Origin of the sequence: Corynebacterium amycolatum (assembly GCF_016889425.1) — a bacterium.
Taxonomy (GTDB): domain Bacteria; phylum Actinomycetota; class Actinomycetes; order Mycobacteriales; family Mycobacteriaceae; genus Corynebacterium; species Corynebacterium amycolatum.
Genome location: NZ_CP069513.1, coordinates 968,817 through 994,483 on the forward strand (window position 1 = coordinate 968,817; position 25,667 = coordinate 994,483).

Annotated in this window: 22 protein-coding genes and 1 pseudogene; all 23 read left to right on the plus strand. The window is 59.7% G+C overall.

Translation table 11 applies throughout. The features are described from left to right. The first annotated feature begins 2 nt into the window (after nucleotides 1-2). The 23 genes and pseudogenes from dacB (at nucleotide 3) to I6J19_RS04335 (ending at nucleotide 25,647) form a co-directional block, all read left to right on the plus strand. Complete coding sequence (gene dacB, locus I6J19_RS04225) at nucleotides 3-1,481, plus strand: D-alanyl-D-alanine carboxypeptidase/D-alanyl-D-alanine endopeptidase (RefSeq protein ID WP_235191271.1); 1,479 nt, start codon at nucleotides 3-5, stop codon at nucleotides 1,479-1,481. Between the two features lie 48 nt (nucleotides 1,482-1,529). After that, a complete protein-coding gene (locus tag I6J19_RS04230; protein WP_052155545.1) occupies nucleotides 1,530-2,810 on the plus strand; it encodes an amidase family protein in 1,281 nt (426 codons plus the stop codon). Then, a complete protein-coding gene (gene tilS, locus I6J19_RS04235; RefSeq protein ID WP_224786628.1) occupies nucleotides 2,803-3,876 on the plus strand; it encodes a tRNA lysidine(34) synthetase TilS in 1,074 nt (357 codons plus the stop codon). Before I6J19_RS04230 ends, tilS begins: the two co-directional genes overlap by 8 nt. A gap of 122 nt (nucleotides 3,877-3,998) precedes the next feature. Further along, nucleotides 3,999-4,583 carry a hypoxanthine phosphoribosyltransferase gene (gene hpt, locus I6J19_RS04240; RefSeq protein WP_038626661.1) on the plus strand — a complete coding sequence of 195 codons (585 nt, stop codon included), beginning with the start codon at nucleotides 3,999-4,001 and terminating at the stop codon, nucleotides 4,581-4,583. 269 nt (nucleotides 4,584-4,852) lie between these two features. Continuing rightward, the gene (ftsH, locus tag I6J19_RS04245) at nucleotides 4,853-7,525 is read left to right on the plus strand and encodes an ATP-dependent zinc metalloprotease FtsH (protein ID WP_038626660.1); all 2,673 of its coding nucleotides are present in this window, start codon (nucleotides 4,853-4,855) and stop codon (nucleotides 7,523-7,525) included. Between the two features lie 9 nt (nucleotides 7,526-7,534). Next, the gene (gene folE, locus I6J19_RS04250) at nucleotides 7,535-8,110 is read left to right on the plus strand and encodes a GTP cyclohydrolase I FolE (RefSeq protein WP_038626658.1); all 576 of its coding nucleotides are present in this window, start codon (nucleotides 7,535-7,537) and stop codon (nucleotides 8,108-8,110) included. An 86-nt stretch (nucleotides 8,111-8,196) separates the two neighbouring features. Further along, nucleotides 8,197-9,138 (plus strand): dihydropteroate synthase, encoded by a 942-nt coding sequence (gene folP, locus I6J19_RS04255; RefSeq protein ID WP_038629186.1) that lies wholly within the window; start codon nucleotides 8,197-8,199, stop codon nucleotides 9,136-9,138. A gap of 5 nt (nucleotides 9,139-9,143) precedes the next feature. Next, nucleotides 9,144-9,548, plus strand: a complete 405-nt coding sequence (folB, locus tag I6J19_RS04260) for a dihydroneopterin aldolase (RefSeq protein WP_005510214.1) — start codon at nucleotides 9,144-9,146, stop codon at nucleotides 9,546-9,548. After that, entirely contained in the window at nucleotides 9,545-10,057 is a 513-nt protein-coding gene (gene folK / locus I6J19_RS04265) for a 2-amino-4-hydroxy-6-hydroxymethyldihydropteridine diphosphokinase (protein WP_038626655.1), read from the plus strand. Before folB ends, folK begins: the two co-directional genes overlap by 4 nt. Before the next feature lie 2 nt (nucleotides 10,058-10,059). Beyond that, on the plus strand, nucleotides 10,060-10,566 hold the full coding sequence (locus I6J19_RS04270; protein ID WP_038626653.1) for a DUF3180 domain-containing protein: 507 nt from the start codon (nucleotides 10,060-10,062) through the stop codon (nucleotides 10,564-10,566). Continuing rightward, on the plus strand, nucleotides 10,563-11,813 hold the full coding sequence (locus I6J19_RS04275; RefSeq protein WP_038626651.1) for a DUF6779 domain-containing protein: 1,251 nt from the start codon (nucleotides 10,563-10,565) through the stop codon (nucleotides 11,811-11,813). Before I6J19_RS04270 ends, I6J19_RS04275 begins: the two co-directional genes overlap by 4 nt. 64 nt (nucleotides 11,814-11,877) lie before the next feature. Next, nucleotides 11,878-12,798, plus strand: coding sequence for a Rossmann-like and DUF2520 domain-containing protein (locus tag I6J19_RS04280; RefSeq protein ID WP_038626649.1), 921 nt, complete (start codon nucleotides 11,878-11,880; stop codon nucleotides 12,796-12,798). 97 nt (nucleotides 12,799-12,895) lie between these two features. Next, nucleotides 12,896-13,837, plus strand: a pseudogene (gene panC, locus I6J19_RS04285) (pantoate--beta-alanine ligase); the annotation flags it as partial. A gap of 314 nt (nucleotides 13,838-14,151) precedes the next feature. Beyond that, the gene (panD, locus tag I6J19_RS04290; RefSeq protein WP_038626645.1) at nucleotides 14,152-14,574 is read left to right on the plus strand and encodes an aspartate 1-decarboxylase; all 423 of its coding nucleotides are present in this window, start codon (nucleotides 14,152-14,154) and stop codon (nucleotides 14,572-14,574) included. Nucleotides 14,575-14,820: 246 nt separating this feature from the next. Then, entirely contained in the window at nucleotides 14,821-17,016 is a 2,196-nt protein-coding gene (locus I6J19_RS04295) for a PhoX family protein (protein WP_038626643.1), read from the plus strand. Between the two features lie 170 nt (nucleotides 17,017-17,186). Continuing rightward, a complete protein-coding gene (locus I6J19_RS04300) occupies nucleotides 17,187-17,801 on the plus strand; it encodes a DUF4178 domain-containing protein (protein ID WP_049181134.1) in 615 nt (204 codons plus the stop codon). Nucleotides 17,802-17,812: 11 nt separating this feature from the next. Then, nucleotides 17,813-18,352: a DUF2617 family protein gene (locus I6J19_RS04305; protein WP_144242502.1), complete on the plus strand. Its 540-nt coding sequence runs from the start codon at nucleotides 17,813-17,815 to the stop codon at nucleotides 18,350-18,352. Nucleotides 18,353-18,356: 4 nt separating this feature from the next. Beyond that, entirely contained in the window at nucleotides 18,357-18,821 is a 465-nt protein-coding gene (locus I6J19_RS04310; RefSeq protein WP_049181136.1) for a DUF4247 domain-containing protein, read from the plus strand. 2 nt (nucleotides 18,822-18,823) lie between these two features. After that, entirely contained in the window at nucleotides 18,824-19,333 is a 510-nt protein-coding gene (locus I6J19_RS04315) for a DUF350 domain-containing protein (RefSeq protein ID WP_080972847.1), read from the plus strand. Further along, complete coding sequence (locus tag I6J19_RS04320) at nucleotides 19,334-20,896, plus strand: polyamine aminopropyltransferase (RefSeq protein ID WP_038626639.1); 1,563 nt, start codon at nucleotides 19,334-19,336, stop codon at nucleotides 20,894-20,896. Nucleotides 20,897-20,966: 70 nt separating this feature from the next. Further along, a complete protein-coding gene (lysS, locus tag I6J19_RS04325; protein WP_038626637.1) occupies nucleotides 20,967-22,499 on the plus strand; it encodes a lysine--tRNA ligase in 1,533 nt (510 codons plus the stop codon). Between the two features lie 131 nt (nucleotides 22,500-22,630). Continuing rightward, nucleotides 22,631-24,118: a metallophosphoesterase family protein gene (locus tag I6J19_RS04330; RefSeq protein ID WP_187402505.1), complete on the plus strand. Its 1,488-nt coding sequence runs from the start codon at nucleotides 22,631-22,633 to the stop codon at nucleotides 24,116-24,118. A 122-nt stretch (nucleotides 24,119-24,240) separates the two neighbouring features. Continuing rightward, nucleotides 24,241-25,647 (plus strand): acyl-CoA dehydrogenase family protein, encoded by a 1,407-nt coding sequence (locus I6J19_RS04335; protein WP_038626632.1) that lies wholly within the window; start codon nucleotides 24,241-24,243, stop codon nucleotides 25,645-25,647. Nucleotides 25,648-25,667: the final 20 nt, after the last annotated feature.

A 25,667-nucleotide genomic window follows, 5' to 3' on the forward strand; every position in this document is an offset into this window, starting at 1 on the left:
CCGTGGGGAGTACCGACTCTGACAGCTCCAAAACCGCCGCTAAGGGCACGCCAAAATCGCCCAGTTCCGTAAAATCCGGCAAATCCAAGAAGTCGCGCGGACTGAAAATCGGCGGTGCCATCGCCGGTGTTCTCGTTATTGCAGCGGGCAGCGGCGTAGCGGTTGTCGTCAATAACAATCGTCAGACTGTGGTCGATGCGCCGCCCGCCGTCAGTCATGTTTCCGCTCCTGTGACGGCTGCGCAGTCTTCGCTTGACGACGGCACTCTGGCCCAAAAAGTCAGCGCCATCATGGACGCTGCTGCGGCTGATCCAGCTTTCGGTGAGCTGCATGGAATTGTCAGCGATGCTTCGACCGGCCAGAAACTGTGGGGGATCAATGACACCGCGGTGGCCTTGCCGGCGTCCAGCATGAAGATTCTCACCGCGTCTGCCGCACTGTTGGACTTAGGTGAAGATCATCGGGTTTCCACTCGCGTCTACCGGGTTACGGGGACTAATGACATCGTTTTGCACGGCGGGGGCGACCCCACCTTAAGCAAGGACGGGGAAGGGTTCTTCCAGGATTCGGCTTCAATCGCTGAGTTGGCGAAAAAGATTTCCGTGGTCATTCCGGAGGGGGTCGGCAAGGTCTATCTCGACAACTCTCTATTCACCGAGAGTTTCCACGAGACCTGGGAGCGTGCGGGGCTGGAGGACGGCTACATCGCACCGGTGGAGTCGGTGATGATGGACGCCGGTCGTATCGATCCGACGAATGAAGAATCGCAGCGCAGCGCCACGCCGGCTGTGGATGCCGCTGATGCACTGGCCGAGGCGCTTGGTGCGGAAAACGGAGGCAGTCTGAGGGATGCGGCCAAGGATGGTCAGTCACTGCCTCTGGATCCAAACCTCATCGCGCTCGTGCAGTCAGCCCCGCTGGTTACCCGTGTGCACGAGATGATGAACTACAGCGACAACGTGCTCGCCGAGTCCATTGCCCGTGAGGTGGCTATCTCTCGCGGTCTGCCGCCGACCTTTGATGGGGCCGCACGTGCCGTGCGTGACACTCTCGCGGAGCACGGTTTTCCTCTCGATGGTGCGGTGCTGTCGGACTCCAGCGGCCTGAGCACGGATAACCGTATTTCTCCGCAGCATCTCTCCGAGGTGCTCAATTCCGCCGCGGGTCCGGTGGAATCGGCCGAGCAGGGGGGACTGGGGGAGTCACAGGAGTCGTCGGAAAGCACGTCGTTGCGCCCACTGTTGGATAGCCTGCCGGTGGCGGCGGTGTCCGGCACTCTGGCGACGCGCTTTGCCGGCCAGTCCGGGGCGGGCATCGTCCGTGCGAAGACAGGCACGCTGAATAAAGCCTCGGCGTTGGCGGGGTATGTGGTGACGAAGTCGGGACAGGTGCTGACGTTCGCACTGATTTCCAACGAGGCGAGCCTGTTGCCGGCAAGAGCTGCGTCCGATAAGGCAGCGAGCGCCCTGGCAGATATCTAAACTGAGATTCATTTACCACTGAAAATAATTTGAGGAGATGAATCCGCAATGGCCTCTCACACTTCCGCGATTAGGAACTTGCCCACCGTCCACGAGATTGCCGCGCAGGTTCGCGAGGGAAAGCTAAGCCCGGTCGACAGCGTGCAGCGCAGTCTCGACGCTATCGCCAGACTGGATGGAGGGATTCATGCCTTCCGTGAAGTGTGGGCGGATAGGGCTCTGCAGGTTGCGCGGGAACTCGAGCACAGCGAGAACCTCTCGGAGTTGCCGCTCGCAGGTGTGCCATTCGCGCTGAAGGAAAACACTGCTCTAGAGAACCCGTTTGTCCAGCAGTTGACTAGCGCCGGTGCAATCGCGGTGGGAACTACGGTGAATCCGCAGTTCTGTACGTGGGGGACGACGACGCTGCCGGGGCTGGCCGTCGATAATCCGATTCTGCCGGGGCACACTCCGGGTGGGTCCTCCGGCGGATCCGCAGCGGCTGTCGCCGCTGGGATGGTTCCGTTTGCGCAGGGCAACGACGGCATGGGGTCGCTGCGTATCCCTGCAGCGTGCTGCGGGCTTTCGACCCTGAAGGCGACCCCGGGAACAATGCCGGGGCGCGTGGGCGGCAATGACTGGTACGGAATGTCTGTCCAAGGGGTGCTCACAGTCAACAACGAGGACTTGCGCCTGATTACCAAGATCCTCACAAATGGCATGGTGGATGCGGAGGATCCGGCGAAGACCCTGCCTGAAAACTTCGCCGTCAGCGTGGACACCACTGCGCCCGTATTCGGGTTAAAGGCTGCACCGGAGTACGTCGATGCGGCGCAACAGGCGGCGAGAGTATTCGCGGACAAGGGCTTTGCCGTCACGGAAAAGAACATGCCGTACTCGCTGAACCCGCTGCCGATGCTCGCGCGCTGGACTGCGGGGGTGGCAGATCAGCTTCGTGACGAGCCGTGCCCGGATCACCTGGAGTGGCGCAACCGAGTCCACGCTGGCATTGGGCGCTTGCTGCGTTTCACAATCAATGGCCGCCAAGTGGCACGCGATGGCGCCCGCATCGAGCGTGAGCTGCCGGGTGACACCATCTTGATTACTCCGGCTCTGGCCAAGAATCCACCGCGGATCCGCGCATGGCATCGCATGCCCTGGATTGTGAACCTGTTGTCCAATCTGCGCTTCACCCCTTACGTTTCGACGTGGAATTACCTGGGATTCCCGGCCGGCATCGTTGTGGAGCCGACTTCTGGATTGCCGGTGCAGCTAATCGCGCGCCCGACTCAGGAGCGAATTCTGCTTACAGCGATGGAAACCATCGCAAGTGGTGGGCGCGTTGGCTAGACCTTTTTGGCCGGACCGCAGCCCTCATTTCCTCATCATTCGGCAAGCTGTTCGCGCGATAGTGCCGCAGGTGGGGCAGGAGTTGGGCAGCGGTATCGTCATTGGGCTTTCCGGCGGTGCGGATTCGCTCGCCCTGACCGCCGGGGCCTGTGCGGAAGCTTTCGGGTCCAAGGGGGCACTGGCCGGCCGCAACGTTCACGCCGTCGTCGTTGATCATCAGCTTCAGCAGGGCTCTGCAGAAGTCGCCGAGCGTGCCGCCACCATGGCTCGGGGGATGGGGGCTACGGCCGAGGTTATCGCGGTCGATATCAATAACGATTCCGACCGCGGTCCCGAATACGAGGCGCGTTTGGCTCGACACCGAGTCCTACGGCAGATTGCCCAATCTCGAGGTGCGGCACTGATGCTCGCCCACACGTTGGACGACCAGGCGGAAACAGTTTTGCTGCGGCTGGCCAGAGGGGGCGGCCCGCAGGCGCTGTCCGCTATCAGAGACAATCTCACGTGGTCGGACGGGACTCGGATTCTGCGTCCGCTGCTCGGTGTGCGACGCACCGACACTCAGCGCTGCTGTGAAGAGCTGGGCCTAAAAGTCTGGCACGACCCACACAATCAGGACGACCATTACGCCCGTGTCCGGGTTCGAAAGACGATTTTGCCGCTGCTGGAGCAGGAGCTGGGTCCGGGAGTTGCGGAAAATCTCGCTAAGACTGCGGGGATTGCAGCAGTCGACAATGACTTTTTGGACGCTCACGCCGAGTCGGCTCTGGATGCGCTGCTGGGGGAGGAAGTGACGTCGGCAAGCGGGAGCCTGTCTGTGCGAGGGGTCGCTGAGCTTGACGACGCCATCGCGGTGCGCGTCCTCGCTCGTTGGTTGAGGCAAGCGGGTGCCGAGCCCAGCAGTAAACAGATCGACATGGTTATGGCGCTCGTGCACCGCTATCACGGCCAGGGGGAAGTGCCGGTGACCCGCGGGCGCGATGGTGCTGACAGAAATGCCAGGTTGGTCGTTGAGCGAAAAGATGGCACTCTACAATTGGTAATGAATCGTCCTGCGGTGTCTTAAGAAAAGGTGCCGCAATCCAACTTCCGGCGGCTGAGAACTATCGGTTGCCTTAACCCTGAACTTGCACTGGGGCAGTTACGCTCCATCGACACGCCGCCATAGAAGTGCGGAAAGGAAATGCGATGCATGATGTGAAGGATTTCAACGTCCCCGCAAACCCCTACGGCGATGAGGTAGAGGCAGTTCTCATTGGCGAAGAGGAGCTGCATGCTCGCATTGCCGAGATGGCGCATCGTGTGAATGAGAAGTACAAAGATGCCGACAGCGATCTGATTCTGGTCGCAGTGCTCAAGGGCGCGGTGTTCTTCCTGACTGACTTCGCCCGTCAGCTCAGCATTCCCAGCCAGATGGAGTTTATGGCGGTTTCCAGTTACGGAAACTCCAGCTCGTCGTCAGGCGTGGTGCGTATTTTGAAGGATCTGGATCGCGATATTGAGGGACGCGATGTCGTGATCGTTGAGGACATCATTGACTCTGGTCTGACCCTGTCCTGGTTGATGAAGAACCTGCGCAACCGTAATCCGCGCTCCCTGGAGGTCATTACGCTGCTGCGTAAGCCGGAGGCTGTGCGCACCAAACTGGACGTTGCGGATGTTGGCTTCGATATTCCGAACGAGTTCGTCATCGGTTACGGCCTGGATTACGCCGAGCGCTACCGCGACCTGCCGTACGTCGGCACGCTGCACCCGCGCGTTTATCAGAACTAGGTCAATCTTCGGCACTTACTGCACAGTGCCGATGCTTTACGACGGGCATTGCGCGCGCACCCTCACGCTGTTCTAGCTGTGTTCTAGCTATGAATAGTAGGAGTTGGAAACTTTTTTCGGTTGCGATGCGTTATGCCTACTGTGGGGTCAGGTGCCATGAGCCCTGGCCCCATGTTGTGTCATTGATGTGTCTTCGAGAAGAACTCGTTGATGCGTACAATTAATAAAAGCAACTAATAGATGTAGAGAGCGAAAAGCGAACCCACTGTATGGACAAGAAAAAGGTGTTCCGGTTTGCCACCGTTGCCGGCATCATCCTGATTATCCTCTTTGTTATTACTCAGCTGGCGGATGATTCCCGGGAATACCGCGAGGTGGATACGTCCGTTGCCCTGACCCAATTGGATAAGAGCAATGTCACGGAAGCTCAGATTGACGATCGCGAACAGCGAATTCGCCTCACCCTGAAGAAGGGCGTGGAGGTCGACGGTACTGAGGACGTCACGAAGGTGATGACCAAGTATCCAGCGCGTGCGACCGACCAGGTCTTTGACAAGGTCGCTGCCGCCAAGGGCATGGAGAAGTTCAATACCAAGGTCACGCAGGATTCCTTCCTGATGTCCACCTTGGGCTTCCTGCTGCCGATGGTGATCTTCTTCTTCGTCATCATGTACTTCTTCAGCCGCATGCAAGGCGGCAAGAACGGCATGTTCGGCTTTGGTGGCAACCGCGCCAAGCTGCTGAACAAGGAGACCCCGACCAATACGTTCGAGGATGTTGCTGGTGCCGATGAGGCCGTCCAGGAGCTCGACGAGATTAGGGATTTCCTGCAGCACCCAGCTCGCTATGAGGAGCTCGGCGCCAAGATTCCGCGTGGTGTCCTGCTCTACGGGCCTCCCGGTACCGGTAAGACCTTGCTCGCTCGCGCCGTCGCTGGTGAGGCAGGAGTGCCTTTCTACACCATCTCGGGTTCGGACTTCGTCGAAATGTTCGTCGGTGTCGGTGCCTCTCGTGTCCGTGACTTGTTTAATCAGGCCAAGGAAAACAGCCCGTGCATTATCTTCATCGACGAGATTGACGCCGTCGGTCGCCAGCGTGGTGCCGGTATGGGCGGCGGCCATGATGAGCGTGAGCAAACCCTGAACCAGCTGCTGGTGGAAATGGATGGTTTTGGTGATCGTCAAGGTGTGATCATCATGGCTGCGACCAACCGTCCGGATATTCTCGACCCGGCGCTGCTGCGCCCGGGCCGTTTTGACCGACAGATTCCGGTGGGTGCACCAGACCTGAAGGGCCGCGAGGCAATTCTGAAGGTCCACGCTCGGAACAAGCCGCTGGGGCCGGACGCGGATCTGACGTCGCTGGCCAAGCGCACCGCCGGTATGAGCGGTGCTGATCTGCAGAACGTGCTGAATGAAGCTGCGCTGCTGACCGCTCGCGTCAACGGCAATATCATTACTGCGGATGCGCTGGAAGAAGCAGTCGACCGAGTTATCGGTGGTCCGCGCCGTACCTCCAAGGTAATCTCCGAGCAGGAGAAGAAGGTCACCGCCTACCACGAGGGTGGTCACACCCTGGCTGCGTGGGCGCTGAAGGACATCGAGCGTGTTTACAAGGTCACCATCTTGGCTCGCGGTCGCACTGGTGGCCATGCGTTGACCGTCCCCGAGGACGACAAGGGCATGTATAACCTGCCAGAGCTTTTTGCTCGTCTGGTCTTCGCCATGGGTGGTCGCGCTGCCGAGGAGCTGGTCTTCGGGCTGCCGACTACCGGTGCTTCTGCCGATATTGAGCAGGCCACCAAGATTGCTCGCGCGATGGTGACCGAGTACGGAATGTCGCCGGAGCTCGGCCCGGTGAAATACGGGGAGGAGCAGGGCGACCCGTTCGTCGGCCGCGGTGGCAGCGGCTCTCTGGACTACTCCCCGGAGGTGGCAGCAACCATTGATCAGCAGGTTCGTTTGCTGATCAATAAGGCTCATGACGAGGCCTACGCCATCTTGAAGGAAAACCGCGACACTCTCGATGTTCTGGCTGAGAAACTGCTGGAGAAGGAGACCCTACGTCGTCCGGATCTGGAAGTCATCTTCACCGATGTCGTTCCGCGTGAGCGTCTGAACTTCTTCGATAGGGACACCAAACACCCGGCCGATGGCCGCGAACCGGTGAAGACACCGGTGGAGTTGGCAATCGAGCGCGGTGAGGAACCGCCGAAGCGTGTCAACATCTTCGCGCCGGTGCGTCGCCGCGAACCGGAGAACCAGGACGCGGGCAACAACGGCAATGGTCAGGGGGCGGCAGGCTCCGCTGGTGCCGGTAATGCTAGTGCTCCGGGTCTGCCAGGCACTCAGCAGGACCGACCAAATGTTCCGGTTTACGGTGGCACCCCACCGCCGGCTGGTTGGACCGCACCAGGTTGGCCGCCGAAGGATACCGGCAGCACGCACGGTTCGGCTGCCGCACCGGCACCGGCACCGGCTCCTCGCCCGGAGGGGCAGAGCCAGCCGGGTTCGCAGGATGGCCAGGGCAACGCGCGTGGCCAGCACCCGGGCACTGCTAACTACCCGGCAGGCTCCCCGGACTTCGGCTCGAAGGCAACCGGTATTGGTAGCGACGGTGGCAACGGCCCCGCGAATATCCCTGCCCCTCCGAAGATGCCGTGGGACAGGCAGGGTGGACGTCACCACCAGGAAAACTCTGGTAGCGATGCCACCCCGACTACGGTGATGCCGTCGGCGGGACAGCAGCAGGAACTGCGCGGATTCCGCCTGCCGGATAACGAGCAGCCGGAACACACAGAACGTTCGGAAAACGCGAAGAACGCCGACAACTCCGATGACAAGGGTGCACAGATGCACGATTCGGATAAAGACAGCGTCGTCAAGCGAAACGAAGACAACAGCGCCTGGCAGGACAAGCCGGACACCAACGAGGAGCGATAAGTACACATCATGGAGCGCGAATTCGATCAGGAGCGAGCCGAGGCTGCGGTTCGTGAACTGTTGATTGCCGTCGGTGAGGATCCCGACAGGGAAGGCCTGAAGGAGACACCGGCGCGAGTGGCGCGAGCCTACCGCGAGGTTTTCGCGGGCCTGTTTGAAGATCCGTCTGGGGTGCTGGCGAAGACCTTCAACGAGGATCACCAGGAACTCGTTTTGGTCAAGGACATCCCGATTTACTCCACCTGTGAGCATCACTTGGTGCCGTTCTTTGGCGTTGCCCACATTGGTTACATTCCGGGCAAGGACGGTCGTGTGACGGGTCTGTCCAAGCTCGCTCGTCTGGTCGATGGCTATGCGAAGCGCCCGCAGGTGCAGGAGCGGCTGACCAGTCAGGTTGCGGATGCCTTGGTGGAGCGGCTGGATCCGGCCTCGGCGATTGTCGTTATTGAAGCGGAGCATCTCTGCATGGCCATGCGCGGTATCCGCAAGCCGGGTGCGCGCACGGTGACATCAGCCGTCCGCGGTGGCTTCAAGACGGATGCCCGTTCGCGCGCAGAGGCAATGGCGCTGATCCGCAAGAGCTAACGCAACAGTTAAATGGTCGATTGGAAAGGCTGGACAACAAGGTGACTGAATCCCCCTTGCAAGCGCAGGCAGGACAGCAGGCGGAGATGGGTGTCGAGAATCAGCTCTGCAAGGTGATGGGCATTGTCAACGTCACCGAGGACAGCTTTTCCGATGGCGGCCTGTACAAGACCTTCGACGCGGCGATTGCCCATGCGCACGAGCTCCTCGCTGAAGGCGCACATATTCTCGACATCGGTGGCGAGTCCACTCGCCCTGGCGCACACCGCGTTTCCGAGGATGAGGAAATTGCCCGGGTCGTGCCGGTGGTCCGCGAGCTCGCGGCAGACGGGCACCTGATCAGCGTCGATACAATGCGCGCAAGTGTCGCAGAGGCAGCAATCGCCGAGGGTGCGGTATTCATCAACGATGTCTCCGGCGGTCTCGCAGACCCCAACATGTACGCAGTCTGCGCCGATGCCGATGTGCCCATCTGTCTGATGCACTGGAAGACCGATCGCTTCGGCTCCGCTTCTGGGCGCGCCGAAACTCACCCGGACGGCATTGTCGCCGATGTCCGTGAGCACCTGCTTCAGCTTGTCGACGGTGCCATGGGCGCCGGAATCGTCGAGGAAAATATTGTCCTCGACCCAGGCCTGGGCTTTGCCAAAAATGCCGATGACAATTGGGCGCTCCTCCACGACCTGCCGGAGCTTATTGACCTCGGTTTCCCCGTGTTGGTCGGTGCTTCCCGCAAGCGTTTCGTCGCCGCCGTTGGCAGTGAGGTACGCGCACCAAAGCAGGCTGATGCCGCGACTACCGCAATTTCCGCGCTGTCCGCAGCGGCGGGCGCATGGGCGGTTCGAGTTCACAATGTGGCCGACAACCTCGACGCAGTGCGTGTGGCGCAGGCATGGAACCTTGGACGTTCACTGACCGGTTACACAGCGGCCGGCGACTATCCGGAAGGTGGGTCTAACCGCGCTGCGCAGCACGACGAGTCGGCTGCGGAATCACCAGCCGAGTCGACTCTGGAAGGAGACGCGTAAACACAGTGGCTGATCGTATTGAACTCAAAGGTCTGAAAGCCCACGGCTACCACGGTTGTCTCGACTTCGAGCGCCGGGATGGCCAGGACTTCATCTGTGATGTCACCCTGTGGCTGGATTTCTCCGGTGCTGCTGCGAGCGATGAGCTGGACGACACCGTCAACTACGCCGACATTGCAGCCACAGCGCACGGGATTTTGACCGGCACTCCTCGCAACCTCATTGAAACAGTCGCGACCGAGATCGCCGAAGCAGTGCTTGCCGACGACGACGCCCGCGCCGAACGCGGATTGTCCCCACTGTTGCATGCGGTGGAAGTGACCATTCACAAACCACATGCGCCCATTCCGCTCGACTTCGATGACGCTGCGGTGACAGCCCGCCGTTCGCGGAAGAAGCGGTTGGCATGATTCGCGCAGTTCTTTCTATCGGCGCGAACATGGATCGCGCGCGAGAAAACCTAACAGGTGTGCAGGACTTCTTCGCCGATGAATTGGTCGCAGCCTCAAAAATTTATGCCACCCCGCCTTGGGGTGGGGTAGAGCAGGGTGACTTCCTCAACGCCGTACTCATTGTTGACACGCGCCGGACACCAATGGAGCTACTGAAAGCTGGTTGGAAACTGGAAAATGACGCTGGTCGAGTGCGTGAAATTCACTGGGGGCCGCGGGCGCTCGACGTGGACATTGTGCAGGTCATCGACAAGGAATCCGGCGAGGAGATTATTTCTGACGATTCGACTCTGACCCTGCCGCACCCGTGGGCAACCGAGCGTGCCTTTGTGCTGGTGCCATGGCTCGATGCCGACCCGGATGCCGAATTGGAGGGAGTTCGGGTCGCGGAACTCGTCGATAAGCTGGCACTTGAAGACGTAAACGCGGTGCGCCTAGCAGACAGCGCGGATGGAGAAGGGGCCTAGAGATGAAACCGACCTCACCAATTACGTTGGCAGCATCTGCGCTGGTTCTCGCGCTGGCGTCATGGATGATTCTGGCACAGTTTTTCGGTGCGCTCGGGCCGCGAAGTTGGTGGGACCTGGGGTTTCCCTGGTTGCTCACAGCAGTCTGTGTGGCGGCAGCGCGGTGGATTAAGTCGGTACTGAAAGAGGCGAAGGTCGGGCAGGATCGCAGTCAGGTGCAGCCGTTAACGTTGTCGCGATGGCTGGTGGTCGGTACGGCATCCGCGTGGTTGGGTGCGATTCTCGGAGGACTGTACGCCGGTGGCGTGCTGTGGGCCTTGCCGAAGTGGACGGAACTTGCGGCCGCACAGGCCGATGGACCGATCATGATTGTCGGCACAGTATCTGGCATTTTGCTCGCTGCGGCGGGGTTGTGGCTGGAAAAAGTTTGCCAATTGCCAACTGATGGCGAAAATTCTTCGCCTCCTAGCGGGGAAATGGGAACTAACTCGGTAGGGTGGGAGTTATGACTGACCTCTCCAACGCCGGTAATGACCCGAAGCGCTCGGGTGATGCCGCATATTTTCAGAGCGACGCGGCAGCTACTTCGTCGGATATGGCTGAGTCTCCGTCCCCGTCGCCTTCTTCAGCCTTCGAAAGCTACTCCGCTGGAGCTAATTCCGGGGCTGATGCGGCATATGCAGATGAGCAGAGCAATGATGTGACGAAATTTAGTTCTACCGATGGTATGACGGAGAAAACCGCCGTCATTCTCATGGTTGTGCTGCTGGTGCTCGCGGTGATTGCCAGTATCGTCATGCTCTTTGCCAGCTCTGCCGGCTGGATGAAGGTTGCCGTGCTGCTGGCGTTGTGGTCGGCAGTTATCGGGGCTGTGCTGGTGACTCGATACCGCAAGACTATTGCGCTGGAGCGCAAGCGGTTGGAGACAATCGAGGAGCTGCACAAGGTGGAGCTTGACCGCGAGCTGGCCACTCACCGTGAGCAGGAACTGATTCTCGAGCAGAACTACTTGGATTCGCTTGAGGGCAACAACGATGACAACATTGCGGCGCTGCGCGCTGAGGTCTTTGCACTGCGCGCCCAGCTTGCTGAGTTCATGGGTGAGGATTTCGACGACGAGCAGGTTGCTCTTCGCGCTCAGGCCGAGCGTCTGCGTGAGCTTGACTCGCCGCAGCAGGCTTCGCCAATGAAGAACCCGACAGGCCACGACCGGCCGACACCACGCGCGACTTCCCACCGTGCTGAAATGACCGCCAACGGCACTGTCGGTGCTCATACCCAGCACGGTGGCACTGGCTCCGCTTCGCCGGTTGAAGATGCCGAGGCCACCGACATGCGCCGTACATTCTCGCCGTCTGGTCAGCCGGTTGACGTCCCCGAAGTCGCCGACTCCAAGGATGACGAAACCGTTTCCAAGGAGAAGTTCTCCACTAACTCTTTCCGCGCCATCAACTGGCAGGAAACCCCGGCCGAGGACGCCGCAGAGGAAGATTCTCAGGGCGGTGCGCACGAGGCACACGGTGCACGGCACCCATTCGCTGCGCCGGAATCGGACGCCGCCTCGGACTCTCCGACTCGCCAGCTGCAGACCATTCGCGATGAGGACCTCGCAAAAGAGCCAGCTCAGGCTCCTGAACAGGAGCCTGCAAGCCACGGTCGGCGCCGTGCTGAGGACAACAAGGGCAGCCTGACGGTTGCCGAGCTGATGGCGCAGATGCGCAAGAAGAGGGAGCAGCGCGAGGACGAAGAAGCCTAGTCGCTTACCGAGTGTGCGCGACCTACTCACCGCACATAGCTGGTTTGGTCTAACCTAGTCAGTCATGACGCAAAGCCAGCATGATTCCCATCCCCATCGGACAACCGCTCCGCGGTTGACGGTGGGGATTATTTCTGCCGGAAAAGTCGGGGTTGCGCTCGGCCAGGCGTTAGAGCGCTGTGGACATCGTGTCACTCACGTGGTCGCGCGCTCACCAGAATCTGTCACACGAGCGCATCTACGTCTCCCGAACGCACAGGTCAGCAGCATTGCCGACACAGCTTCCACCTGCGAGCTCATCGTCATCGCTGTGCCGGATCGCGCCATCGCAGAGGTCGCCGAGGAAGTCGCCCGCCACGTTGGTCCCGGGCGCATCGTCATGCATACTTCTGGTTCCCTCGGGCGTGCCGTGCTCGATCCGGTCGCGCTCACCGGCGCGCTGACCATCGCCGCCCATCCCGCAATGACATTCGCAGGGCTTGACGACGACTCCGAGCTCCTGACCGGTTGCCCATGGGGTATCACGGTCGGGGATGAGCTCGCGAAAACAGTCAGTGAACTGCTCATTGGTGAACTCGGCGGTCGTCCGGTGTTCATCAACGAACGGCACCGCGGCCTCTATCACGCGGCCATGGCACACGGCTCAAACGGTCTGGGCGCAGTTGTGGTCGATGCAGTAGAAATGCTGGCAACCACTATCGGCGGAGATGCAGCAGCCGAAGACACCGACATAGCTGAGCTGCGTCGAGGCCAAGCCGCCGAGCTGCTCCGCCCACTGCTGGAAGCTTCATTGGACAATGCCTTGAGGTGGGGTTCCCGGGGGCTGACTGGCCCGGTGACGCGGGACGACTTGGGGACCGTCGTCAAGCACGAACGTGAAATTGAAGCGGTGGCGCCGGAAATGGGAACCGCCTACCTGGCCCTCGCCGAGCGCATCGCCGAGCTGCGCGGCGCCAACGAGGTTTTGCGGTACCTACGCCGATGACCTGAGCGGACTGGCTGTTCTGGTCATCCGGGATGTGGCGTAAGGTATTGCCGTCGGACGAAAAGCTTGGTCCGGTAGATCTGAACGCGGAGGAAACATGACGGGTTATACCGCCGGAGAGACAACTGTTCACAAGACTATTGCGGGAATCGCGCAGGTCACCCGTGCGTTGCGGAAGACCGGGCGGCCGGTGGTGCTTGTACCTACGATGGGTGCGCTGCACCAGGGGCACCTTGAACTAGTACAGGCCGCGAAGACGCTGCCGCGCGCGGTTGTGGTGGTGTCGATTTTTGTCAATCCGCTGCAGTTCGGTGAGGGGGAGGACTTTGACGCCTACCCGCGCACTCTGGAGGAAGACGTGGAGAAGCTCCGCGCTGTAGGTGCTGAGCTGGTCTTTGCTCCGAACGCGAAGGAGATGTACCCCAACGGTTTCCGTACGACCGTGCAGCCGGGTCCGCTGGCGTCGGAGCTTGAAGGCGCTACTCGCCCGGGGCATTTCGCCGGCGCGTTGACAGTGGTTAACAAGCTTTTCAACATCACCAACTGCACTGATGCTGTTTTTGGTGAGAAGGACTACCAGCAGCTGTGCCTGATGCAGCAGATGGTCACTGACCTGAATATGCCGGTGCAGCTGCACGGTGTGCCAGTGATCCGCGAGGCCGATGGGCTGGCTATGAGCTCCCGCAACCGCTACCTCTCCGAGGAGCAGCGCAATCTCGCAGTAACCCTGTCCGCTGCGCTGACTGCCGGTGCTTTTGTCGCGGACCGTGGTGCGGATGCTGTGCTGGAAACCGCGCGTGGTGTGCTCGCCAGCCAGCCTGAGGTCGAGTTGGATTACTTGGAGCTGCGTGACGCTGCGCTCGCCCCGCTTTCCGACGAGGCGTTGCGCGGCGACGGCCAGGAGACTGAAGCTCGCCTACTGGTTGCTGCGAAGGTCGGCACTACTCGTCTCATTGATAATGTTGGCTTGATTCTGGGTGCGCCGCGCCCGGATTCGGCAAACGGTTTCGGTCAGCTCGGGCAGAAGGACGCCGAAATTGCGTCAGCGGCCCTGTCGGCTGCGGGTCTGGACGGCGAGCTGACTGAGCAAGAGGCCGCTGAGTTGGCTGAGCTGCAGGAAAAGGTCCGCGCTGCTCGAGATGCCCGCCTGAAAGATGAGTCCAGCAAAGAAAACCTGAAGAACGCCGGCTTTGGCGTTGAGCAGGACAGCGAGTAGGACGGCTTTTCGAAGTAGTTTTTCGTGGCTGGGAAGTTGTCGTATTATAGTGTGCCGACTAACAACCTGCCACGCTAAGGGGTGCCGCGGTAGGCAAGCATCCAGGGGACGAATCCAGGAAGGGACCTACCTTTTTCATGTTTCGCACTATGTTGAAGTCCAAGATTCACCGTGCCACGGTGACTCAGGCTGATCTTCACTACGTTGGATCGTGCACGATTGACGCTGATTTGATGGAAGCGGCCGACCTGCTTGAAGGCGAGGCCGTCGACATTGTCGATATCAATAATGGCAACCGGCTTACCACTTACTGCATTACCGGAGAGCGCGGCTCGGGCATCATTTCCATCAATGGTGCCGCCGCTCGTCTGATTTCGCCGGGTGACCTGGTTATTATCATCGGCTACGGCATGATGGATGACGCTGAGGCGCGTACGTACAAGCCGAATGTCATTTTCGTCGATGAGAATAACAGGATTCTAGAAAGCGGCACTGACCCGGCGGATGTGCCGGAAGGCTCTGATTTGAAGAATCCGCGTAGTCCTGAGAACCAGGGCTAGTCCACGCAGCCCGCAGAGCTGGGTCTCGACTGCGTAGTTGGAGGGAAAGCCGAGCGGGAAAACCACACACCAGGGTGTTTACTTTGCGTTAAATTGTAAGCCATTAGACCGTCAGCTAAAGCTCATTGGCGAGTTGATCTTTAGAAACCGAAAGGTAACGCAACGTCCTTAGCTTCTTAGAGGATCTAAAAGTTTTAGTTTTCCATTTCCTCATCTAGTCGAAGCTATACAAAGGCGGTGTCCCCCGTGGTTCGTATTGGCAAGAATCTGCTGACAAATCCGTTTGCTACCTCTCGCAGCTCCCTGACCTGCACTTACAAGTGTGGTAATGCTTGTGCTGACGATGCTCCGAATGAGTTCTCTGACAACCAGTACTTCGGTGATGTTGCGAAGCAGGCATTCTCCCAGCGCGCATTCTCCCGTCGTGCTGCACTGAAGGTCACTGGTGCTAGTGCTCTTGCGGTCGGCGGTGGCGCCGTGCTGGCCGCTTGCTCCTCTGATGATTCGGGCAGTGCCGCAGGTGGCTCCGATGCCTCCGGTACCACTGCTGCCGGTGACGGTAGCAAGGGCGAATCGCCGGAGGGTATGCGTTTCGACGCCGTTAAGCCGAACACGGAAGACGCAGTCGTTATCCCGGACGGCTACGAGCAGAATGTTCTGATTCGCTGGGGCGACCCAATCCACGAAGGTGGCCCGGAGTTCGACTTTGACAAGCAGACTCCGGAAAACCAGCTGAAGCAGTTCGGCTTCAACAATGACTTCGCTGGCCTGATTAAGGCTGAAGACGGCACACTGCTGTACGTCTGCTCGCACGAGTACACCACTGAGCCGATGATGTTCCGTGCCTACAAGAAGGAAGATGCCACTAAGGAGCAGGTCGACATCGGACTGGCTGCCCACGGGCAGACCATCCTTGCTGTGGAAGAGGATGACAAGGGATTCCTGAAGCCGATCCTGAGCGACAAGCGTAACCGTCGTATCACTGGCTTCACCGAGTTCACAGTTGACGGTCCGGCTGCTGGTCACGATCTGCTGAAGACCAAGGCTGACCCGAGCGGTATGAAGGTCGAGGGAACTTTGAACAACTGCTCCGGTGGTGTTACTCCGTGGGGTACCTACCTGTCCGGCGAGGAGAACGTCGACCAGTACTTCGGCAACGTTGGCAAGCTCAAGGACGAGGACACAGTTAAGAAGCTCAAGCGCTACTCGGTCAAGAATGAAGAGCTGTCCGATCGCGCGTGGGAGAAGTACTACGACCGCTTCGATGTCTCCAAGGAGCCGAATGAGCCGAACCGCTTCTTCTGGCTGGTGGAGATTGACCCATCTGACCCGAACTCCACCCCGGTCAAGCACACCGCACTGGGTCGTTTCAAGCATGAAGCCGGTCAGATTTACGTCACCGACGACGGCACGGTTGTGTGCTACTCCGGCGACGACGAGCGTTTCGAGTACATCTACAAGTTCGTCTCTTCCCGCAAGGTTAAGGAAGGCGACCTCAAGCACAACATGGGCATTCTGTCCGAGGGCACGCTCTACGTCGGTAAGTTCAACGGTAATTCCGAGTCCGAGATTGACGGCTCCGGTGAGCTGCCGAAGGACGGCCGTTTCGACGGTGACATTGAGTGGCTTCCGCTGATGACCGCCAAGGCAGACGGCAAGCACGAGTCCCACGTTGATGGCATGACCGCCGAAGAGGTCTGCATCTACACCCGCATCGCCGGTGACAAGGTCGGTGCGACTCGCATGGATCGCCCGGAGGATATCGAGCCGTCCCCGAAGACCGGTAAGGTCTACGTGGCGCTGACCAACAACAAGTACCGCGGTAAGGCGAGCCCGGATAGCTCTGGCAAGACCCAGGACAACAAGGCCGCCAAGAAGACTGATGGCGCAGGGCGCCCCTATGAGGGTGCGACTGAGGTTGCACCAATCACCGAGAACAAGAATGGCCTTGTTCTGGAGATGGAAGATGACCACGCTGGTACCAAGGGCAAGTGGAACCTTCTGCTGGTCTGCGGTGACCCGAACGAGGCTTACACCTACTTCGGTGGCTTCGACAAGGAATCGGTCTCGCCAATTTCCTGCCCGGACAACGTCACCTTCGACGAGTACGGTAACCTGTGGGTTTCCACCGACGGTAACGCCCTGGACTCCAACGACGGCCTGTTCGCCGTTGCTGTCGAAGGCGAGCGTCGTGGTGAGACCAAGTGCTTCCTGACTGTTCCGGTTGCTGCTGAGACCTGTGGTCCGCAAATCTTCTCCAACCGCGTGATGGTCAACGTCCAGCACCCGGGCGAGATTGAAACGGATCAGGGCCACCCGGTCGGCGACAACCCGGACCCGACCACCAACCCGACCTCGCACTGGCCGGACGGTGGCAAGGAGCAGCCACGCCCGGCAGTCGTTCAGGTTGTACGCACTGATGGCAAGAAGATTGGTGTGTAGGTTGCCCTTGGCAAGGAGCTAAGCAAAAACGCGCGGATTAGCGCGTAGACCTATCGCGGCGCGTCTCGAACGAAAATAATGTTCGACGACGCGCCGCGACTGTATTCGGTAGAAAGTTAGTAATCGGGCGTTTTCTCAGCGCCACCACACTATCGATGGGATTAATCCTAGTGAACAGCATTGTCATAATCGGCATCATCCTCGTTGTCATCGGGGTCATCGTCGTTGTTGTAGCGCGTCGGAATACTCAGGTTCCGGGGTCTGATCGGGAGCGCTTCGTCGATCCACTGATGACTGATGAGTACCGCAAGTACGGCCCAACCTCTGTCGCACCGGGCGCAATCCTGAACTACGGTGGTGCCTCTCATGTTGTGCGCGGATCACTTGAGCTCTCTCAGGGACCGTTCCGCTGGTGGGAACATCTCGTCGACGGTGGGGCAGATGGTTCTTGGTTCGGCGTTGAGGAAGATGAGGGTGAAGTCATCCTCACCTGGTGGCGCAAGCTTCCAGGTAGCTTCAAACCAGCTAATCCCATCGTTGTCGACGGTGTGGAGTACTGGGAGGAAGAGCGGGGGACCGCCCGCTACACCGCGATTGGCACCACTGGGCTGCCGCCCGAGGGGGCTACGGACTTCGTCGACTACAAGTCCGGTGACGGTCGCTTGCTCGGACTGGAACGCTACGGTGACTCGATGTGGGAGGCATCCACCGGTATTAGGATTCTTCCCGGTGAGATTGATGTTATGGCAGCGCCGGACCATAATCCGGACACGGACAATCGCTAGTGACGGTCACTATGTCGCTGGCAATTCTAGATGTGCCGTTCAAAGACACCGCTGCGGAGCAACTCCGCGTTGCTTTTGACGGCCAAGTCCCGGACACCCTCTGCGAGGCGGTTATCTCACACCCCGACGGCAAAACACCGTCGCTGACGCTCGGTGTCCTCGGAGCGTCGCATGTGGTTTTCGTCGGTAAGCGGGAGAACCCGTGCTTTACCGAGGAGATTTCCTGTACTGCGACACACGGTGTGCCTCTGAGCGGGGCGGGCGTGATGGTGAAAGCTCGTGTGGAGAACCTCTCGCCAGAAGCCTTCGCTCAGCGCGCAAATGCTTTACGGCGTGAGTTCGGAGCGGGACATCCCCATTCGGTCGTCGCAGAGTTTCCCGGTTCTCCCGGCGCGCTGACTGTGTTGTCTGCGGAGCCGATTGAGCAGGGGTATCGCTGGGATACGTGGCACGGCTACCCGCCGGGGCAGCTCGTGTGGACGTCGAATACTTGGACTGCCGTTGCTGGTAACCATGGGGCTGAGGCAGACCGCGTAAAGGGAGGTGCCTGAGTCTATGGGACGCGGAAGTATTGGTTACGCACTGATCGTTGTCGGCATTATGGTCACGCTGGCTGGTTTCTTCGTCGGCGGGAAATCTGCGGAAGAGAGGATTAGCGAGCGCTATCAGTCCGCGCCCGGCGCAGCATCTGCGACGCAGGTCAGCAGCGGAATTGATCGACGTTGGACCTGTGGCGATCGCGACCCCATTGAGGTGGGGCGTGAGCTGAAAGAAGAGATCAAGCCACAGGCCTACAACGAAGATGGCGGGGCGGCGTACCTGAGGACGAAGAAGCACCTGTTCATCGTTTCGCGTCAGACCCCTGAGGCAGGGTCGAAGGACACGTGCCTGATAACCAGAGAATCACTTAGTGGCCGCTATTCGGGTGGGCACTTCATCTATCTCGGCCCCGGTTTCGGTCCCTCCGCCCCCTCCGGCGGTTCGGGTGGATCGGCCGGATCATTCGGAGGAGCGAAATAAACATGGGACCAGTAACGTACATGGCCACCACCGGGACGGCTATCCTCACGGCGCAGTCGGAGACATCAGAGACAGCGCAGTCAACAGTGGGCGAGCATCTGGCCGTCGGAGTACCGGCCACCATCGGTTACTTCCTTGCGGGTGCCCTAGTGCTTGTAGTCGGATTCATTGTCCTTGATCTGATTACCCCTGGGAAACTGCGCGACCTGGTGTTTCTCGAAAACCGTGCGGGCGCCGCGATGATAGCGGGCTCACAGCAGATTGCGCTGGCCTGCATTGTCGTTTCGGTAATCCGCGCATCCGACGACGCCCTGATGATTGGCCTGGGGGAGACCCTCGTCTACGGTGCCCTCGGCATTGTGCTGCAGGCAGCATCGCTGCTGGTGCTGGAAGCCCTGATTCCGGGGCGCTTCCGTGATGTCGTGATGGACGCGAAAGTACGCCCCCGAGCGGCGTTGGCTGCGACCGCCTTCATCGTTATCGGTGTGATTAACGCGGTGGCGCTGTCATAGATGGAGACCACCACGACTTCCCGGCGTTGGCGGGCTCTCCTGCTGGGCTCTGTGGCGGCCTGCGCTGCCTGCGGCCTGGTCTATGAGCTGGCGCTACTGGCGCTGTCGGCTTCTCTTGGCCGCGGTGACGTCGTTGCGAATTCCCTGATTGTGGCCGGTTATGTCGCAGCGCTGGGTTTTGGCGCCGTCGTGGCGAAACCGTTTGTGCGCCGTGCCGCGGTGTCTTTCCTCGGTATCGAGTGTGCTTTGGGTTTGCTCGGCGGTGTGTCCGCAACCGCCCTGTACTGGGTATTTTCGGTTACAGGTGAGAGCCTAGGAGCATTGGTCGCTGCCACTTTCATAATCGGAACGCTGGTTGGCGCCGAGGTGCCGTTACTCATGACACTTCTGCAGACCGGTCGGACGTCCTCCGCAGAGGACACCGGTCGCGTGCTGGCGAATCTCAACGCCGCGGACTACTTCGGAGCCTTGGTCGGCGGTTTAATCTGGCCGTTTGTGCTCCTGCCTACAGTGGGAATGCTGAAGGCCACTGCCATCGCCGGACTGATCAACGTCACCGCGGCATTGGTAATTGCCGCGCTGCTACTGAAGCAGATGTTGTCCCGCCGGGCACTTGTCACAGCTGTCGCCGCCCTCGTCGCGGCGCTGGTTGGGTTGGTTGCGTTGCTGGCCGGAATCCGGGACATCGAGGCGACCGCCCGGCAGTCGCTCTACGCCCAACCCATTGTTTTTGCCAAGCACTCGAAGTACCAGGACATCGTCGTCACCCGATTTGGCGGGGACCGGCGGCTTTATCTCGACGGGGGACTGCAGTACTCCAGTCGTGACGAGTACCGCTACACCGAGTCGCTGGTCTACCCGGCGGTGGATAAAGACACGAAGTCGGCATTGATTCTCGGCGGGGGAGATGGGCTGGCTGCCCGGGAGCTGCTGCGGATGCCCAACATCGAGCGCATTGTTCAGGTCGATCTGGATCCGGACGTCATCGAGGTCGCCCGCACTGTGCTGCGGGAAGATAACGGCGGCAGCCTGGACAATCCCCGAGTGGAGAAGGTTACTGCGGATGCTTTCGCATGGCTCCACGATCAGGCACGTGGCAAGACCCAGACGCAAAAATTCGACGCCATCTACGCAGATCTTCCCGATCCCGACAACGCAGTGTTAGCCAAGCTTTACTCTCAGGAGTTTTACGGGTTAATCCGTACGGTGGCCGCGCCGGGCGCGAAGCTGGTGGTGCAGTCGGGTTCGCCATTTTCGACGCCGCAGGCCTTCTGGCGCACCGACAGCTCGATTCGTGCCGCAGGCTGGTCGACCACTCCGTACCATGTGCATGTTCCCACCTTCGGGGACTGGGGGTTTGTACTCGCGCAGGCCGAGCCTGAGCCTCCTACGCTCGAGCTTTACGACGGCGCCCCGCCGCTGAAATTCCTCACTCCTGACGTGGCTCGGGCTGCGGCTGTGTTCGGTGCTGATAACGGTCCGCAACAATTGGAACCGTCGACACTGGCTCATCCTCGAATTGTGGAGGATATTCGTCGAGGTTGGCGGCAGGCGGGGGAGTAGTGCGCTGAGTATTTCGCAAAGAGCCGGGCGAGTAGCAGGTCGGCGGTGTAGTCGGCTAACCTTTATAGCCGTGACTGACGCGAAGAAGACCCCTGAAAACACCGCCACCGTTCCTGAGCAGCTGCGCATTCGACGCGAGAAGCGTGACCGCCTGCTCGAGGCTGGAATTCAGCCGTACCCGGTCGAGGTTCCCCGTACGCACTCTCTCAAGGATGTCCGCGAAGAGTGGGGCCACCTCGAGGCCGGCGAGGAGACTCAGGATGTCGTGACCGTCATTGGTCGTGTCATGTTTATCCGTAATACCGGCAAGCTCTGCTTTGCCGCTCTGCAGGAGGGCGACGGCACGACCCTGCAGGCCATGCTTTCCAAGGCTGAGGTCGGCGAGGACGCCCTGGCTGCTTGGAAGTCGGACGTAGATATGGGCGACTTCGTCCTCATTACTGGCCGCGTAATTTCTTCGCGCCGCGGCGAGTTGTCCGTAATGGCTACCAAGTGGCAGATGGCCTCGAAGGCTCTGCGTCCATTGCCGGTGTCGTTCGCTGATCTGTCCGAGGACAGCCGTGTGCGTCACCGTTACACGGACCTGATTATGCGTGAGCAGGCTCGTACTAACGCACTGACTCGCATCAAGGTCATCCGCGAGCTGCGCCACGCCCTTGAACGTCGCGGTTTCCTCGAGGTCGAAACCCCGATGTTGCAGACTCTGCACGGCGGTGCAGCTGCACGTCCATTCGTGACTCATTCCAACGCTTTGGACATTGATCTCTACCTGCGTATCGCGCCGGAGCTTTTCCTCAAGCGCTGCGTCGTCGGCGGTATGGAGCGAGTCTTTGAGATTAACCGTAACTTCCGTAACGAGGGCATCGACTCCTCGCACAGCCCGGAGTTCGCGATGCTGGAGTACTACGAGGCCTTCGGCACCTACGATGACTCCGCCCGCACCGTCCGCGAGGTCATTCAGGAAATCTGCGTCGCGGTCTTCGGTTCGACGACCGTTACGCTTGCCGACGGCACGGAGTTCGACTTCGGCGGCGAGTGGAAGCAGATTGAGATGTACCCGTCGCTGAACGAGGCACTTGCTCGCAAGTTCCCTGGTCAGCCGGAAGTCACCATCGACTCGACCGTCGAGGAGCTAAAAGCAATCGCCGACGTGATTGGACTTGAGGTTCCGGAGAAGGGCGGCTGGGGCCACGGCAAGCTGGTCGAGGAAATCTGGGAGCTGCTCTGTGAAGATCAGCTCGACGGTCCTATTTTCGTCCGCGACTTCCCGGTCGAGACCTCTCCGCTGACTCGTCAGCACCGCTCCAAGCCGGGCGTGACCGAGAAGTGGGATCTTTACGTCCGTGGCTTCGAGCTGGCTACCGGCTACTCCGAGCTGGTTGACCCGGTTGTCCAGCGTGAGCGCTTCGAGGACCAGGCGCGACTGGCCGCCGGTGGCGACGACGAGGCCATGGTTCTAGACGAGGACTTCCTGCACGCAATGGAACAGGGCATGCCGCCGACGACCGGTGTGGGTATGGGCATTGACCGCCTGCTGATGGCCTTGACCGGTCTCGGTATTCGCGAAACCGTGCTGTTCCCGATTGTGAAGCCGGAAGCGTAAGCGACGCTTCTTTTTAGCATGAAGTTATTCAAGTAGTGGTCAGCCGGAAAATTACGGCTGGTCGGCGAATTCATGTGTAGTTATCCCGGTGTTATCACCGGGATTATCTTTATCCCGTAATTTCTTCACCCATGACTTCGGTAAATGGGAATAAGAAAATTAATCGGCGATCCGTATTGCGCTTGGGAGCAGCAGCGGGAGCGGTAGCGGTGGCCGTCAATAGCGTCGGGACGCGAGCAGTTGCATCGGCGGCTCCGAACCAGGCGCCGTTTCCATTAACAGGTTTGACCAGTGGCCTCGTGGTGACGGATCTGGAAGTCGTGACCGTGACCGATACGTCAGTGACATTTTCGTGGGCGACGTATGCAGGCCCACATCCAGCGTGGGGGAAGCTGGCTCCACTGGCACCGGCCGATACTGAAGTTGCGCTAGTGCCAGTCGACGCTGATGAGGGCGGCGAGCTGCCCGTGGTGTATAAGGACGAGGCGCAGGTTGGCTACCACTTTGTGACCGTCGATAAGCTGCGGCCTGGAACCACGTACCGTTTCGAATGTCGATCGAATGGGCTGGTCGCCGAGCCGGGATTAATTACCCGAAACCTCCCCGATACGCCTGAACAAACTGGACGGTTCACGACGTTGGTCGCTCCGGAGGGGGAGTATCTGACCACGATTGCCATCCTCAACGACACGCATATCGGCGAAAACGGGCACGGTATTGTTGTCGGCAATTTGCCTGCACCTATTTTCCCTGAAGCCGGTGCCGCACCGTACCCCGAGGTCATGTTGACGGCTGCCCTCGCTGAGCTTCGGGGGATGGGTATTGAAAGGGTTTTCATCAACGGTGATGCCACGTCGGAGGCACGTCCGGTGGAGGTACGTCGATTTGCCGAGATTATGAATACTTTTGGCGCTCAGGGGCAGCAGTGGTTTGTCACCCGCGGAAATCACGATCGTCCGCATAAGCCAGATGCCGATCCGTCTGCTGGCTACGACGAATTCCCGGTTTTGGAGGGCACCGAAGATCATCGCGATCCCTTCGGAGTCCTACTGGGGCGTCCGCGACAAGAACTGTGGGTCACTCAGCAGGGGCCGGTCCGCGTCATCGGTCTGGATTCGTCGAAATTGGATCAGTCCGGTGGCGAGATTAGCCCGGGACAGTTCGATGCACTAGAGCAAGAACTACAGCGCGACCCCAACAAGCCGACGGTTGTGCTGGCTCATCACCCAATTACTTCTGAGGCTGGCTGGACAAATGCTGCCGGCCCCATATTCATTCTCAATAGCGCTGATGCACGACGTTTGCAGCAGCTGCTTAACGACGCTTCGGGTGTATTCTTCGCGGGAGCAGGTCACACCCACCGTGCAAAGCGTACTCGCGGTGATTTTGGTGCCGGCGTTGATTATTTGGAGACCGGCGCGTGCAAGGCATACCCCGGTGGCTACACGCTGCTGCATGTCTATTCCGGTGGTTACCAGGTTAATTTCCATCGTTTGAGCAGTGAAGATGCGCTTGCGTGGACTGCGCGTGCCCGTTGGGCGATGTACGGCTTCGAGCCCGAGGCGCTGCTTGGTGAGCTCGCTGATCGCAACTACGTTGTTAACCTTGTTATCGCCTGACAAGTTAGAAACCTGAAAGTTTTCTGTTACTTGGCAATGTTTTTTCAATTCCTGTGACAACGGTCACGTGATTCATTTATTGTTATGCCAGTAATAGTTCTGACTCGAAAGGCCATGATCACATGAGCGAGAAGAAGAACCGCGAAGATTCGACTGTCGGCCGCAATAACCCTGGTCGCGACGCTATCGGAGCGGCAATGCGGTTCATCACGTCGATTACTGGTTCGGACTTCGCCCAGAAGTACGACCTTCAGCCAAAGATCGACCGCGTGGTGTACCAGTCCACCAAGTCCGGTTTTAAGACCCTTGGTGCCGCGAATCGTCAGTTTAAGAAGATTTCCGGTTCCGGTAAGCCGGAGCGTCCGGCTGAGGAAGCCCAGGCTGCACAGGAGGCCGCAGCCGAGGAGAAGGCAAAGAAGCTCTTCGACCTCACCCCGACCGAGGATCAGCAGATGATCGTCGAGACGGTGAAGGAGTTCGCTGAGTCTCGTCTGCGCGAGGCTGCTTACAAGTCCGACCACGAGGCAACTCCGCCGGAGAACCTCGTCTCTGAGGCTTCTGAGCTGGGCGTCACCATGATCAACGTTCCGGAGGCTTTCGAGGGCATCGCTACAGGTGAGGACGTCACCACCAACGCGCTGGTCGCAGAGGCTCTGTCTTACGGAGACATGGGTCTGGCTCTGGCTGTGCTGGCTCCGGCCGGTGTCGCTGCCACCCTGACCGCTCACGGCTCCGACTCGCAGCAGAAGACCTACCTGCCGGCATTCGCTGGCGAGAACGTCCCGGCTGCCGCTGTTGTTCTCGCAGAGCCGCGTCCGCTTTTCGACGCGCGCAAGCCTGAAACCACCGCGAAGCGCGAGGGCGATTCGCTGGTACTCAACGGTGTTAAGTCCTTCGTTCCGAACGCCGGCGCAGCTGAGCTGTTCATCATCGGTGTTGAGCTCGAGGGTAAGCCAGCTCTGGTTATCGTTGAGTCCGACACTGAGGGCCTCCACGTTGAGGCTGACCCGTCCATGGGTCTGCGCGGTGCCGCAATGGGCCGTGTCATCCTGAAGGATGTCAAGGTTCCGGCTGAGAACATTCTCGGCGGTGCTAGCACCTCTGCTGAGGATCGTGAAGAGGCATACCTCGACATTCTGCGTCGTTCCCGCCTCGGCTGGGCTGCGCTTGCAATGGGTACTTCTCAGGCAGTTCTCGACTACGTCATTCCTTACGTCAACGAGCGTCAGGCATTCGGCGAGCCGATTTCCCACCGCCAGGCAGTGGCCTTCATGGTCGCCGATATCAAGATTGAGCTCGATGGTCTCCGTATGATCACCCTCCGCGGTGCTTCCCGCGCTGACCAGGGCCGCGGCTTCGCTCGCGAGGCAGCTCTGGCTAAGACCTTCGCCACGGAAAAGGGTATGAAGATTGGTTCCGACGGTGTGCAGCTGCTCGGTGGACACGGCTTCACCAAGGAGCACCCGGTTGAGCGTTGGTACCGTGACCTCCGCGCAATTGGTGTCGCCGAAGGCATCGTCGTTCTGTAAACCGCTAGATACTTCAGCCG